Below are 13,323 nucleotides of genomic sequence, written 5' to 3'. Positions count from 1 at the left end.
GGAACGAATCATACCACGCCGCGCGTCCCGCATCGATCTTCAGCGCCTCATCGGGCTGCGCGGCGCTCCGTCCCGCCAGTTGCCCTCGGCCCACATCCGCTCCAGCGCCACCCGGTAGTTCGGGAACCGGAAGCGATAGCCGGCCGCCTTGATCGCCTTGTTGGCGACCCGCTTGTTCTCGCCATAGAAAGAACGCGCCATGGGCGAAAGTTGGGCGGTCTCGAAGGGAATTTCCGGCGGCGGCTCGACGCCCATCAGCCCGGCGGCGTAGGCCACGACATCCTGCGGCGGCGCCGGCTCGTCGTCGGTGACATTGAAGGTGCCGCCGAGGTTGCCGCCGGCGAGGTGCCAGAGCGCGCCGGCAATGTCGTCGCAATGTATGCGGTTGAACACCTGCCCCGGCTTGACCAGCCGCCGCGCCGTGACCTCCTCGAGATTGGCCAGCGCGTTGCGGCCTGGCCCGTAGATTCCGGAAAGCCGCAGCACCACCACCGGCTTGCCGATCTCGCGGCCAAGCGCCAGCCACTCCTGTTCGGCCGCCACCCGCATCACCGAACGCTTCGACACCGGCCGGCAGTCGCTCGCCTCATCCACCCAGGCGCCGCCATGATCGCCATAGACGCCGACGGTCGACAAATAGCCGATCCACTCCAGCGTCGGCATCTTTCCCTTGAGCGCATCGCCGGCGGCGTTGAGCACCGGGTCGCCGGCTTCGTCGGGAGCGACGGAGACGATGAGATGCGTGGTTTTGGCGAGCGCATCGCCGAGCTCGGGCGACAGCGCGCCGTCGAATTGCAGCGGCTCGATGCCGGCCGATCGCAGCGCCTCGAACTTTTCCGGCGCCCGGGTCGTGCCGGAGATCGGCGCGTGCTGGGCGTTGGCCCGCGCGAAAGCCTTGCCGGAATAGCCGGCGCCAAAGATAAAGAAGCGTCTTTCGCTCATCGATGAACCTCTACGGATGCCAAGCCCGCCAGCCATTCTTCGCGAACCGCCGCATCGGTCTCGGTCCTCGAAGCCGTGGCGGCAAGCTCGCCAAATTCGCGGTCGGGGAGCAGTCGCGACAGGGCCCAGATTGCCGCACCCCGCACCAGCGGCGAGGCGTCGCCGAGCAGGCCACGCACAATGGGCGCCAGCAACGGGTCGCCCGAATTGCCGGCGGCGATCAGCACGTTGCGCACAAAACGGTCGCGGCCGATGCGCTTGATCGGTGAGCCAGTGAAGAAGGCGCGGAACGCCTCGTCATCGAGCGCGAGCAGGTCCGAGAGCTTCGGCTCGCGCAAATCCTCGCGTGCGGCAAGCTTCGCCTCCGAGGCCGCGCTGGCGAATTTGTTCCACGGGCAGGCGGCCAGGCAGTCGTCGCAGCCATAGATGCGGTTGCCGATCTTGTCGCGGAATTCGCGCGGGATCGGCCCCTTGTTCTCGATGGTCAGGTAGGAGATGCAGCGCCGCGCATCGAGTCGGTAGGGCGCGGGAAACGCATCGGTCGGGCAGGCGTCGAGGCAGGCGCGGCAGGAGCCGCAATGGTCGATCTCGGCCTCGTCGGGCTCAAGCTCGGCTGTGCTGAAGATCGTGCCGAGGAACAGCCACGAGCCATGCGCGCGGCTGACCAGGTTGGTGTGCTTGCCCTGCCAGCCGAGCCCTGCGGCTTCCGCCAGCGGCTTTTCCATCACCGGCGCCGTGTCGACGAACACCTTTACGTCGCCGCCCGCCTTGGCCACGATCTTGCCGGCGATCTCCTTCAGCCGGCCCTTCATCACGTCATGATAGTCGCGGTTTTGCGCATAGACCGAGATCGCGCCGCGGTCGGGTCTTGCGAGGATGTCACGTGGATCCTGGTCGGGGCCGTAATTCATCGCCAGCACGATGATCGAGCGCACGTCCGGCCACAGCGTCGAAGGTTCGGCGCGGCGTTGAAGCGTCTCGGCGATCCAGCCCATCGAGCCGTGGAAACCGTCGGCGACGAATTCGGCCAGGCGTGCGGGCGCCAGCGGGATCGCGTCCGGGCGGGTCACGGCGACCGCCTCGAAGCCGGCGCGGCGCGCCTCCGCGTCGATCAGCGCGCGCAAGGTTTCAGAAGTCGAGGTCCGCATAATGCGATACCGGCGACAGGCCGCGCACCCGGTCGGAGAGCAGCGGCCGGAAGGACGGCCGCGATTTCACCCGCGTGTACCATTCGCGCGCGGCGCTGTGTTCGCGCCAGTCGATCTCGCCGAGATAGTCGAGCACCGAAAGCGTCGCCGCCGCGGCGAGGTCGGCATAGGTCACCTTGTTGCCGGCCAGCCAATGGCGCGTGCCGGCCAGCCAATTGGTGTATTTCATGTGCTGGCGGATGTTGGCGCGCGCCGCCCGGATCGCCGCCGAATCGGGCGAGCCGCCGCCGGCGGTTTCCGGCATCACCGGCTTCAGCACGCGCTCGCGCACCAGGTGGCGGGTGACCTCGCTTTCGGCCTTCGCCAGATACCAGTCGGTCAGCCGGCGGATTTCGGCGCGCTGCATCGGATCCTCGGCGAACAGCCTTTTGTCGCGCTTCAAGACGCCGCGCGTCTCGTCGAGATATTCGGCGATCACCATGGCGCCGACGATCGGCACGTCGCCTTCGGCGAGCAGGATCGGCAGCGTGCCGGCCGGGTTCAGCGCCAGGAACTCCTTGCGCCGCGTCCACGGCTTTTCCTCGATCAGCGCCAGCTCCTCGCCATACTCGCCAAAGGCAAGGCGCACGAACCGGCAGGTGGCGAACATGGGATGGTGGAAAAGCGTCAGCATGGTTCCGCGATGATAGGGCGCACTGGCGAATCGATACCTGCACCGGTAAGTCTTGGCGGCCCGTCATGCGGCCGTCACGGTGTTGCGACCTATAGGGGGACTTCCGCGCCGTGACAAGCAAGCCGTTGTTCCCAGCTGTGCCCGAAATCCTGAGGTTGCCATGGAAAGCCAGACCATCGTCGAAGCGCTGCTGCTTGGGCTGCTGGAGGGCCTGACCGAGTTCATCCCGGTGTCCTCGACCGGCCACATCCTGCTTGCCGGCCATTTCCTCGGCTTCCACTCCACCGGCAAGGCCTTCGAGATCCTGATCCAGCTCGGCGCGATCCTGGCCATTTTGAGTGTCTATTTCGGCAAGCTCTGGCAGATGCTGATCAAGCTGCCCAGCGATCCGCAGACCAGGCATTTCGTCATCGGCATCCTGATCGCCTTCCTGCCGGCCGCGGTCATCGGCGCCGTAGGTCACGACTTCATCAAAAACTATCTGTTCGAATCGCCAAAACTGATCTGCAGCATGCTGATCATTGGCGGCGTGGTGCTGCTCGTCGTCGACCGCATCAACTTCAAGCCGGTGCATCACGACGTCGAGCGCTTCCCGTTGAGCGTCTATCTCAAGATCGGCCTGTTCCAGTGCCTGTCGCTGATCCCGGGCACCTCGCGTTCCGGCTCGACCATCGTCGGCGCGCTGCTGATGGGCGTCGACAAGCGCGCGGCGGCGGAATTCTCCTTCTTCCTCGCCATGCCTACCATGGTCGGCGCCTTCGCCTTCGACCTCTTCAAGAACCGCAACGTGCTGACTTCGGCCGACCTGCCGATCATTTCCGTCGGCTTCATCGCCGCCTTCGTCGCCGCGCTGATCGTCGTGCGCTTCCTGCTCGATTACGTCTCGAAGAACGGCTACGCGCTGTTCGGCTGGTGGCGGCTTGCGGTCGGGGTAGCGGGGCTGGCGGCGCTGATGGTTTGGGGGTGAGAACCCGCCCGCAGGATATGGCAACCACACACCGCGCTCCCCCTCACCCAGCCTCCGCTTCGCTCGGCTGACCTCTCCCCGAGGGGAGAGGAGACTGTCGGCGTCGGCGCCAACCTCTTCTCCCACCGGGGAGAAGGTGGCCGCGAAGCGGCCGGATGAGGGGGCCAGCGCTGCCATATGCGATTGTCTACCCATTATAGCGGGATAAGCCCGCTCAATTCCTCCCGTAAAACGCGTTCTCGACATGCACCGGCCAACGCCAGGGCAGCACGGCCACCATGTCGAAACGCATCGAAAGCCGCCCGTAATCCGGCTGCCGCGACAGCCACAAATCCGCGGCGCCCTCGATGCGGCGCTCCGATTCATGGCCGATCGCTTCCATCGCCTCGATCAGCGTGCGGCGCGCCTTGACCTCGACGAACAGCACGAGATCGCCGCGCCGGGCGATCAGGTCGATCTCGCCGAGCCTGGTGCGGTGGCGGCGGGCAAGGATGCGGTAGCCTTTCAGCATCAGCGCCAGCGCCGCCAGCCATTCGCCGCGATGACCGCGCCGATAGGCCTTGCGGCGATGGCCGACCGTGCGCTCAGCCACCGTCGGCTCCTTTTTGCTCGACCATGATCCTATCCAAAAACCGGCTTCCACTTTTTGGGATCATGGTCCGTCCTTGAGCTCCAAGAGCCGCCGGTAGAGCGCCTGTTTCTGGCCGCCGGTCATCTTCGCCGCTTCCGATGCCGCCTTCGAAGCCGGCATTTCGGCTGCGAGAGACAGAAGCAGCCGGTCGATGTCGGCCGGCTGCTCTTCCGCTGCTTCGGGCGGGCCGACGCAGACGACGATCTCGCCCTTCGGCGTGTCGGCGGCGGCATAGTGGCCGGCCAGCTCGGCCAGCGTGCCGGTGCGCATCTCCTCGAAAGCCTTGGTCAGCTCGCGCCCGATCGCGGCCTTCCGCGCGCCCCCCAGTGCCTCGACCATGGCGGCAAGCGTCTCGGCCAGCCGTCTGGGCGACTCGAAGAAAATCAGCGTTGCCGGCACCGCCTTGAACGTTTCCAGTTTGGCCAGCCGCTGCCCGGTCTTCACAGGCAGGAAGCCGGCGAACAGGAAGGCGTCGGAGGGCAGGCCGGAAGCTGTCAGTGCCGCAAGCGCTGCCGACGGTCCAGGAATCGGCACGACGCGGATGCCCTGCTCCAGCGCCTCGCCGACTAGCCGGTAACCGGGATCGGAAACCAAGGGCGTGCCGGCGTCGGAGATCAGCGCCACGCTCTGCCCGGCCGCCAGCGCCTCGATCAGCTTCGGCCCGGCCTCTTGCGCATTGTGCTCGTGATAGGCGGTGGTGCGGCGGCGGATGCCGTAGCGTTCGAGCAGCACACGCGAGACGCGCGTGTCCTCGCAGGCGACGATGTCGGCTGCGGCCAGCGTCTCCAGCGCGCGCAGCGTGATATCAGCCAGATTGCCGATCGGCGTCGCCACCAGATAGAGCGCCGGCGAGAGCGGCCGCGCCGCGATCTCGGTCTGTCCGATCAGGTAGCTGCTTCTGTCGCCGGTCACCGGTTGCCCCTCATAACAGGCCTTGTTTGGCATGGCTGGCGCCTCGTTGCAAAACGTGAGGTCGGGTTAAGGAAATCGCCATGCCTTTGCCACAGTGCGGAACGAAACCCACAGCGGCGAATTTAACCCCTGATTCCCCGGGAGGAGGCAGGACTGAACGATGCCCAATCGCTTCGACATCTTCATCAGCCGACTTGAAAGCAAGACCGCCCGCGAGGGCATCCCTTCACACCCCATCGCCGCACAGCCCGGCGTTCGCCGCGACAAGAGCGAGCAGAAGCAGGCCCGCCCCGATGATGCGCATGGCGAGAAGCACCGCGGCAAGCACCGCCAGAAGCACGACGCTTAAGCGCGTCCCCGACCTTCGCGAGTGGCGAAGACCGCTCTCGCTTCGTCATTCCAGGGCGGAGCAAGGAGCGAAGCGATGCGCGCAGACCCTGGAATCCATGCCGTTACATCGAAGTGCCACTAACGGTGCAGAATTCTGGACCGCAACACTCCTCGCATAGGTCACGGCATGGATTCTCGGGTCAAGCCCGAGAATGACGAACGCGCGGGGAGCGTCACAGCTCTCAGAGATAGCGCGGCACCCTCGCCTCCAGCAACCGCACAAGTTCCGGGTCCATGAACTCGTAGTCGTCCGGGATATCGAGGCAAATCACCCTGGCGCCGTTCAGGCTCGAGCGGAACTTCTTCTGCAGCTTGGCGCGATGCGCCTTCTCCATGACGAAGATGATGTCGGCCCACGCCACCAGCTCATGCGTCAGCGGATTGTCGGCATCATGGTTGGTGCCGGCCGATTCGACTTCGATGTCGCGGAGCCTGGAAAACACCTGCTCGGCCGTCGGGCTGCGCAGCCGGTTCTGGCTGCAGACGAAGAGAACGTTCTTCAAAGAGGTTACCTTGCCAAATCCGCCACCACCGCATCCAGCACGATCATCCCTGCCGTCGTGGCGCGGAGCCTTGCATTGCCGACCGGCGCCACCAGCCCCTCCTCCTGCAGCACCGAGAGCCGCGCGCTGGAAAGGCCGCGCCCCGAGAGCGCCTCGTAGCGCTGCAGGTCGATGCCTTCGGCGAGCCGCAAGCCCATCAGCAGGAACTCGTCGGCCTCTTCCGCGCGGGTCAGGATCTCGCCGCCGGTGACGCCGTGACCCTTGGCCTCGACCAGATTGACCCAGGTCTCCGGCATCCTTTCCGCTATAGTCACCGTGCGGCGGCCGTTCTCGACGAAGCGGCCATGCGCGCCCGGGCCGACGCCGACATATTCGCCATAGCGCCAATAGGTGAGGTTGTGCCGGCTTTCGGCGCCCGGCCGGGCGTGGTTGGAAATCTCATAGGCCGGCAGCCCATGCCCCGCCGTCACCTCCTGCGTCAGCGCGTAGAGGTCGGCGGCATGGTCGTTGTCAGGCAGCGTGAATTTCTTTGCCGCGTAGAGCGCGTGGAAGGGCGTGCCCTCCTCGATAGTCAGCTGGTAGAGCGACAGATGGTCGACTGCATAGCCGATCGCCTGCTCCAGCTCCGCGCCCCACGCCTCCGGCGCCTGGCCGGGCCGGGCATAGATCAGGTCGAAGGAGAGACGGGGAAATATGTCCCGCGCCAGCCCGATGGCGTGCAGTGCCTCCTCGACGTTGTGCAGCCGGCCGAGAAAGCGCAGGTCCTTGTCGTTCAGCGCCTGCACGCCGAGCGAGACGCGGTTGACGCCCGCGGCGCGATAGCCGCGAAAGCGCTCGGCCTCGACCGAGGACGGGTTGGCCTCCAGCGTCACCTCGATGCCGTCAGGCACCGTCCAGTTCTTCGCCACCGCCTCCAGCACCGCGCCCACCGTTTCCGGCTTCATCAGCGACGGCGTGCCGCCGCCGAGGAAGATGCTGGTCACCTCGCGCGGCCCGGCGCGGGCGCGCATGGTCGCAAGCTCCGTCTCGAAGGCGCGCGCAAAGCGCTCCTGGTCGACCGGCTGGTGGCGGACATGGCTGTTGAAGTCGCAGTAAGGGCACTTGGCCGCGCAGAATGGCCAGTGGATGTAGACGCCGAAGCCGGGGCTGCGGTCGAGCGGTATGGTCACTGCGCTCATGCGGGTCCTGATCGCGCCAGATCCAACCTGGCCAAATCCAGTCGCGCTTCGGCGAATTTCTGGAAGGCGCGGGCGCGGTGCGAAAGCGCCGTCGCCTGGCCGGGCTTCCAGCCATGCTTTTCTTCCGCGCTCATCTCGCCAAAAGTCTTGTCGAAACCGTTGGGCAGAAACACCGGATCGTAGCCGAAGCCGAGCGTGCCGCGCGGCGGCCATACCAGCGTGCCCTCGGCCTCGCCCCGGTAATATTCAGCCTCGCCGTCCGGCAAGGCGAGGCAGATGACGGCGACGAAGCGGCCGGTGCGCTGTGAGGGCTTGGTCGCGCCGGCCTCCTGCAGCGCGGTCTCCGTCTTCTGCATGGCCATGCCGAAATCGCGGGTGCCATCCGGCTTCTCGGCCCAGTTGGCGGTATAGACGCCCGGCGCGCCGTCGAGCGCGTCGACGCAAAGCCCGGAATCGTCCGACAGCGCGGGCAGGCCGGTCGCCTTGGCGGCGGCGAAGGCCTTGATATAGGCGTTCTCCTCGAAGGTCGTGCCGGTCTCGTCCGGCTCGGGCAGGCCGTATTCCTTGGCCGATTTCGCCTCGAAGCCGAACGGCGCCATCAGGTCGGCGAATTCGCGCAGCTTGCCGGCATTGTGGCTGGCGACGACGATCTTCCTTCCGTTCAAAGAATGCATCAGAAACTCCAGATCCTTGGCTCGGCGAACTCGATCGAATTGCCCGAAGGGTCGCGGATATAGATCGAGTGCCCGCCTTGCGGCCATTCGAAGTCGCTTTCGATGGCGATGTTGTTCGCGGCGAGATGCTTGCGCCATGCGGCGATTTCGTCGGCGGTAGCCGCAAAGCAGAGATGCCCCTCGCCGGCCGTGCCATGCGGCGGCACTTTCAGCCGGGCGTCAGGCGCCGGAGGGATTTTGGTCGCCTCGGCGTTGAAGAGAAGCAATACGCCGTCACCGCAACGGAAGAAGACATGGCGCCCCTCGACCTTGCCCAGTGGCTCGAGGCCGATGATGTCGCGGTAGAAGGTTTCGGCGGCAGCCAAATTGGTGACGTAGAGAGCTGATTCCAAAATTGCAGAGGGTATCACGAGGCCCCCCTCTCTGCCCTGCCGGGCATCTCCCCCTCAAGGGGGAGATTGGCAGCTTTGTCGTAGGCACCCATTCTGCAACGCCGGTGATTGGCGAAAGCCGCGGCGAAATCCAATCTCCCCCCTTGAGGGGGAGATGGCCGGCAGGCCAGAGAGGGGGGCCTAGGCTCGGCATTGGAAACCCTACGCCACCGCCATCTGCTGCAGGCTCACCAGCCGCGAAATGCCCTTCTTGGCCAGTCCCATCAGCGCCGCGAACTGCTCCTCGGAGAAAGGCTCGCCTTCGGCCGTGCCCTGGATCTCGACGATGCCGCCCTTGCCGGTCATGACGAAATTGGCGTCGGTGCCGGCTGAGGAATCCTCGAGATAATCGAGGTCGATGACCGGCTGGCCGTCATGGATGCCGCAGGAGATCGCCGCGACATGGTCCTTGAGCACCTTGGCGACGCTGACCATCTGGCGCGCTTCCATCCAGCGCAGGCAGTCGTAGAGCGCCACCCAGCCGCCGGTGATCGAGGCGGTGCGGGTGCCGCCATCGGCCTGGATCACGTCGCAGTCGACGGTGATCTGCTGTTCGCCCAGCGCCTGCAGGTCGACCACGGCGCGCAAGCTCCGGCCGATCAGCCGCTGGATCTCCAGCGTGCGGCCGCCCTGCTTGCCGGCGGAGGCCTCGCGCCGCATGCGCTCGCCGGTCGAGCGCGGCAGCATGCCGTATTCGGCCGTCACCCAGCCCTTGCCGGAATTGCGCATCCAGGCCGGCACCTTTTCCTCAAGGCTCGCGGTGCACAGGACATGCGTGTCGCCGAACTTCACCAAGCACGAGCCTTCGGCATGCTTGGACACGCCGCGCTCGAAGGAGATGGCGCGCATTTCGTCGGCTTGGCGTTTGGAGGGGCGCATCGAGGCTCTTTCTGTTTTTCCCGGATTCGTTGGCGGCTTGTAGACGCATGCAGTCTCTCGCGCAAAGGAAAAGGGGCGAGAGCCGGGGCGGGTTGCGCGGGCCGACCGGGAGTCTATATCTTTCCGGTAGGAGGTTTCTCGCCGGAATGAACAGACCAGTCGATCCGACGTCGCAGTCGCCCGGGCTTCAGTCGCCGGTACTTCAGTCACTCGACATGCGCTCGCGCGATATTTTCCGGCGGATTGTCGATTCCTATCTGCGCGACGGCGAGCCGGTCGGCTCGCGCAGCCTGTCGCGCATCCTGCCCTCCTCGCTGTCGCCGGCCACCATCCGCAACGTGATGAGCGACCTCGAGCATCTCGGCCTGATCTATGCGCCGCATGTTTCCGCCGGGCGGCTCCCGACCCAGACGGGCCTGCGCTTCTTTGTCGACGCCTTCATGGAGCTCGGCGACCTTTCAGACGACGAGCGCCGCATCATCGAGGCGCAGGTGCGCGCCTCGGGCTCCGGCGCAACGCTGGAGCATATGCTGACCGAGGCCAGCCAGATGCTGTCCGGCATGTCGCGCGGCGCCGGCCTCGTGCTCGCCTCCAAGAACGAGGTGGCGCTGAAGCACATCGAATTCATCCAGCTCGAGCCGACCAAGGCGCTGGCCGTGCTGGTGTCGCAGAACGGCGATGTCGAGAACCGCGTCGTCGACCTGCCCGTCGGCACCACCGTGTCGCAACTGCACGAGGCGTCCAATTTCCTCAACGCCCATATCCGGGGCCGCACGCTTGCCGAGGCGCGCGCCGAGATCGCCCGCATCAAGGATGAGACCAAATCCGCTCTCGACACGCTGTCGCAGGATCTTGTCGAGAAGGGGCTGGCGGTCTGGGCCGGCGCCGAAAGCGGCCTGCCGGCGCGTCTCATCGTGCGCGGCCGTGCCAACCTGCTGGAAAATGTCACCGCCCAGGCCGATCTCGAACTGCTGCGCCATCTGTTCGAGGATCTGGAGACGCAGGACGGGCTGCTGCAGCTGCTCGACCTAGCCGAGGAAGGGCCGGGCGTGCGCATCTTCATCGGCTCGGAGAACAAGCTGTTCTCGCTGTCCGGCTCGTCGCTGGTCGTCGCGCCCTATCGCGACAAGGACGCCCGCGTCATCGGCGCGCTTGGCGTCATCGGGCCGACGCGGCTGAATTACGCCCGCATCGTGCCGATGGTTGACTATACGGCACAACTGATTTCGCGCATGCTCCGCTAGGTTTATCGATATTCAGGTGAGGCCGGCCTGCGAATGACGGCTTCCTGCCCTTCCGGTGCTCACGTACTTTAAGTACGCTCCGCTCGGGTTCTCGGAAGCCACCTTGTCTGGCCGCTTCGCGCCCGTCTTCGACTCCGGCTCGGCCTGACCTGAATCTTGCCACACCTAGGGTCGCACCAGCTGCAGAGGGAGAAAAAAATGGCGTTGGAAGCTATCAAGGCCCAGATCGACCTCCTGCTTCAGGAAATGATCAACCAGCCCGAGGACGATCACGAGATCCAGGAGCAGCTGCGCGAGAAATTGCGGGAGCTCCGCGCCATGGGCCTGCCCTTGCCGGCCGATCTCGTCGAGCTGGAAAAGCGCCTCGACGACGACCTGGATGCCGAGGAGACCTAAGCTCCGGCGCTCCGTCAAATCCGCGTGCGCAAGCTTCTCTTTTCGGTCGTTTGCCCAATATGTCCTGCTCGGAGCGCCTGACCGAGCGAGGCGCATTGGCAGACGACGGAGAACAGCATGATACGGATCGCCGGCCTTGCGGGCACTGCCTTGATTCTCGCCACCGGTGCCTTTGCGCAGCAGGCCCCCTTGCTCAGCGGCGAAAAGGCCTTCGGCGACTGGAAAGCCGATCGTCCGGGCGTGCGCCGGCTGCTGAAGCCGCAGGATCAGCCGAAACCCAATGTGGCGGAGTCCGCCGCCAATGGCGGCGGCGTCACCGATCGCCCGGAGGACGCGAAGCCACAGCTTCCGCCGGGCTTTTCCATCGAGCTGGTCGCATCGGGTATCGACAGTCCACGCGTGGTCCGCGTGGCGCCGAACGGCGACCTCTTCGTCGCCGACAGCCGGGCAAACCAGGTCCGCGTCTATCGCCTGGCGCAAGGCAGCGCGAAGGTCGCCGAGACGTCGATCTTTGCCAAGCGCCTGACGCGACCCTACGGCATCGCCTTTTATCCGCCGGGCGACAAGCCGCAATGGGTCTATGTGGCCAACAGCAACAGCGTCGTGCGCTTCCCCTATCGCGACGGCGACCTTGAAGCGTCCGCCAAGCCGGAGACCATCGTCGCGAAAATCCCCGCCAGCCACCACTGGACGCGCGACATCGCCTTTTCGCCCGACGGCAAGACGCTCTATCTGTCGGTCGGCTCCGGCTCCAACATCGCCGAGGATATGGGGGCGAAGCCGAAGGGCGGTGTCGAGGCGTGGGCGAAATCGCAGCCGCTGGGCGAGGGCTGGGGCGCGGAACAGGGCCGTGCTGACGTGCTCGCCTTCGACCCCGACGGCAGCAACCGCAGGACCGTCGCCACCGGCCTGCGCAACTGCTCCGGCATGACCGTGCAGCCGGCGACCGGCGCGCTCTGGTGCGTCGTCAACGAACGTGACGAGCTTGGCGACAACACACCCTTCGAATACGCGACCGCGGTGAAGGACGGCGCGTTCTATGGCTGGCCCTGGTATTACATCGGCGACAACGAGGACCCGCGCCACAAGGGCGCGCGCCCAGACCTCGCTGGCAAGGTCACGCTGCCCGACGTGCTGATCCAGGCGCATTCGGCGCCGCTCAACATCGCCTTCTATAGTGGCGGCAACTTCCCGGCTGACGGTTTTCCTGCTGAATATAGGGGCGACGCCTTCGTCACCCTGCACGGCTCGTGGAACCGCAATGTTCGCACCGGCTACAAGGTGGTGCGGCTACGGTTCCAGGACGGCAAGCCGACCGGCGAATATGACGACTTCGCCACCGGCTTCGTCATATCCGACGACGCGGTCTGGGGCCGGCCGGTCGGCGTCGCTGTCGCCAAGGACGGCGCGCTGATCCTCACCGAGGACGGCAACGGTACGATCTGGCGTGTGACGTATGGCGGGTAAGCGGTGGTCGGGCGTTCGACCGTGCGTCGAGGGGCCCCCTCACCCGGATTGCCAACCGAATTGCGAAGGGCAATTCGGGGCAATCCGACCTCTCCGCAAGGGGAGAGGAGCAGGCGAGCGTCGGCGCCAACCTCTTCTCTCCTCGGGGAGAAGGTGGCCGCGAAGCGGCCGGATGAGGGGGCTGGCGCAAACGAATCTGCCCCATAGCGAATTCATTCCCGATCCGTTTCGTGCGACAAGTGCGTCCCTATCTCGGGACCGCAACCATGACACTCACCGGATTCCTCGCTTACAGCGCAGCCCTCGGCGTCGCCGCCGCCATTCCGGGCCCCGGCGTCACGGCGCTGGTCGCCCGCGCGCTCGGCTCCGGCTTCCGCTCCTCGCTTGCCATGTCGTTTGGCCTGCTGCTCGGCGACCTAACCTATCTCACCGCCGTCGTGCTTGGGCTGGCCTTCGTCGCCCAGACCTTCGGCATGGTCTTCCTCGCCATCAAATGGGCCGGCGTCGCCTATCTCGCCTTCCTCGCCTGGCGCTTCTGGACCAGCGGTATCACGCCCGAGACCGTCGAGGCGCGCAAGGCCCGGGGCGGGCTGCTGTCGAGCTTCATCGCCGGGCTGACGGTGACGCTCGGCAATCCGAAGACGATGATCTTCTATCTCGCCATCACGCCGACCATCGTCGACCTGAAGACGATCACGCTCGCCGACTACGCCATTTTGGCGATGCTCACCGTGGTCGTGCTGTTCGTGGTGCTGGTGCCTTATCTGGCGCTGGCCGCCAAGGCGCGCTGGTTCCTGAAATCGCCACGCGCGTTGAAGGTGCTCAACCGCACCGCCGCCGGCTTCATGATGGGCGCGGCGGCCGCCATCGCGGCCCGCCAGTAGGCTC

Annotated in this window: 16 protein-coding genes; 6 read left to right on the top strand and 10 right to left on the bottom strand. The window is 65.9% G+C overall.

From position 1 onward, the window contains the following. Positions 1-39: 39 nt before the first annotated feature. From EJ072_RS14640 to EJ072_RS14630, 3 genes are read right to left on the bottom strand one after another with little or no spacing between them, the layout of a single operon-like run. Positions 40-942, bottom strand: coding sequence for an SDR family oxidoreductase (locus EJ072_RS14640; RefSeq protein WP_126080312.1), 903 nt, complete (start codon positions 940-942; stop codon positions 40-42). After that, positions 939-2,090 (bottom strand): tRNA epoxyqueuosine(34) reductase QueG, encoded by a 1,152-nt coding sequence (gene queG / locus EJ072_RS14635; RefSeq protein ID WP_126080311.1) that lies wholly within the window; start codon positions 2,088-2,090, stop codon positions 939-941. The genes EJ072_RS14640 and queG overlap by 4 nt, the downstream gene beginning before the upstream one ends. Continuing rightward, the gene (locus EJ072_RS14630) at positions 2,071-2,763 is read right to left on the bottom strand and encodes a glutathione S-transferase family protein (RefSeq protein ID WP_042645260.1); all 693 of its coding nucleotides are present in this window, start codon (positions 2,761-2,763) and stop codon (positions 2,071-2,073) included. The genes queG and EJ072_RS14630 overlap by 20 nt, the downstream gene beginning before the upstream one ends. A gap of 160 nt (positions 2,764-2,923) precedes the next feature. Here EJ072_RS14630 and EJ072_RS14625 point away from each other — a divergent pair, with 160 nt between their 5' ends. Beyond that, positions 2,924-3,730 carry an undecaprenyl-diphosphate phosphatase gene (locus EJ072_RS14625; protein WP_126080310.1) on the top strand — a complete coding sequence of 269 codons (807 nt, stop codon included), beginning with the start codon at positions 2,924-2,926 and terminating at the stop codon, positions 3,728-3,730. Between the two features lie 214 nt (positions 3,731-3,944). On the opposite strand, the gene EJ072_RS14620 is transcribed toward EJ072_RS14625, so the two are convergent. After that, entirely contained in the window at positions 3,945-4,322 is a 378-nt protein-coding gene (locus EJ072_RS14620; RefSeq protein WP_126080309.1) for a YraN family protein, read from the bottom strand. A 60-nt stretch (positions 4,323-4,382) separates the two neighbouring features. After that, on the bottom strand, positions 4,383-5,273 hold the full coding sequence (gene rsmI / locus EJ072_RS14615) for a 16S rRNA (cytidine(1402)-2'-O)-methyltransferase (RefSeq protein ID WP_189343307.1): 891 nt from the start codon (positions 5,271-5,273) through the stop codon (positions 4,383-4,385). Positions 5,274-5,433: 160 nt separating this feature from the next. On the opposite strand from rsmI, the gene EJ072_RS14610 reads away from it, so the two are divergent. Further along, positions 5,434-5,622: a hypothetical protein gene (locus EJ072_RS14610; protein WP_126080307.1), complete on the top strand. Its 189-nt coding sequence runs from the start codon at positions 5,434-5,436 to the stop codon at positions 5,620-5,622. A gap of 223 nt (positions 5,623-5,845) precedes the next feature. Here EJ072_RS14610 and EJ072_RS14605 read toward each other — a convergent pair whose 3' ends face one another. The 5 genes from EJ072_RS14605 to rph form a co-directional block, all read right to left on the bottom strand. Further along, a complete protein-coding gene (locus EJ072_RS14605; protein ID WP_126080306.1) occupies positions 5,846-6,166 on the bottom strand; it encodes a low molecular weight protein tyrosine phosphatase family protein in 321 nt (106 codons plus the stop codon). Positions 6,167-6,171: 5 nt separating this feature from the next. Further along, a complete protein-coding gene (gene hemW, locus EJ072_RS14600; RefSeq protein WP_189343306.1) occupies positions 6,172-7,344 on the bottom strand; it encodes a radical SAM family heme chaperone HemW in 1,173 nt (390 codons plus the stop codon). Next, entirely contained in the window at positions 7,341-8,018 is a 678-nt protein-coding gene (gene rdgB, locus EJ072_RS14595) for an RdgB/HAM1 family non-canonical purine NTP pyrophosphatase (RefSeq protein WP_126080305.1), read from the bottom strand. Before rdgB ends, hemW begins: the two co-directional genes overlap by 4 nt. Then, positions 8,018-8,428 (bottom strand): VOC family protein, encoded by a 411-nt coding sequence (locus tag EJ072_RS14590; RefSeq protein WP_126083636.1) that lies wholly within the window; start codon positions 8,426-8,428, stop codon positions 8,018-8,020. The genes rdgB and EJ072_RS14590 overlap by 1 nt, the downstream gene beginning before the upstream one ends. A 183-nt stretch (positions 8,429-8,611) precedes the next feature. Continuing rightward, positions 8,612-9,328, bottom strand: a complete 717-nt coding sequence (gene rph / locus EJ072_RS14580; RefSeq protein ID WP_027169620.1) for a ribonuclease PH — start codon at positions 9,326-9,328, stop codon at positions 8,612-8,614. 146 nt (positions 9,329-9,474) lie between these two features. Here rph and hrcA point away from each other — a divergent pair, with 146 nt between their 5' ends. From hrcA to EJ072_RS14560, 4 genes are all read left to right on the top strand, one after another. Continuing rightward, a complete protein-coding gene (gene hrcA, locus EJ072_RS14575) occupies positions 9,475-10,572 on the top strand; it encodes a heat-inducible transcriptional repressor HrcA (protein WP_126080304.1) in 1,098 nt (365 codons plus the stop codon). A 198-nt stretch (positions 10,573-10,770) separates the two neighbouring features. Continuing rightward, on the top strand, positions 10,771-10,968 hold the full coding sequence (locus tag EJ072_RS14570) for a hypothetical protein (protein ID WP_126080303.1): 198 nt from the start codon (positions 10,771-10,773) through the stop codon (positions 10,966-10,968). Between the two features lie 117 nt (positions 10,969-11,085). Then, positions 11,086-12,435 (top strand): sorbosone dehydrogenase family protein, encoded by a 1,350-nt coding sequence (locus EJ072_RS14565; RefSeq protein WP_126080302.1) that lies wholly within the window; start codon positions 11,086-11,088, stop codon positions 12,433-12,435. Between the two features lie 266 nt (positions 12,436-12,701). Then, positions 12,702-13,319, top strand: a complete 618-nt coding sequence (locus EJ072_RS14560) for a LysE family translocator (protein ID WP_126080301.1) — start codon at positions 12,702-12,704, stop codon at positions 13,317-13,319. Positions 13,320-13,323: the final 4 nt, after the last annotated feature.

This window comes from Mesorhizobium sp. M2A.F.Ca.ET.046.03.2.1, from assembly GCF_003952425.1.
In the GTDB taxonomy this organism is placed as follows: domain Bacteria; phylum Pseudomonadota; class Alphaproteobacteria; order Rhizobiales; family Rhizobiaceae; genus Mesorhizobium.
Note: the sequence above shows the minus strand (reverse complement) of the source record. Positions and strands in the feature narration are given on the sequence as shown.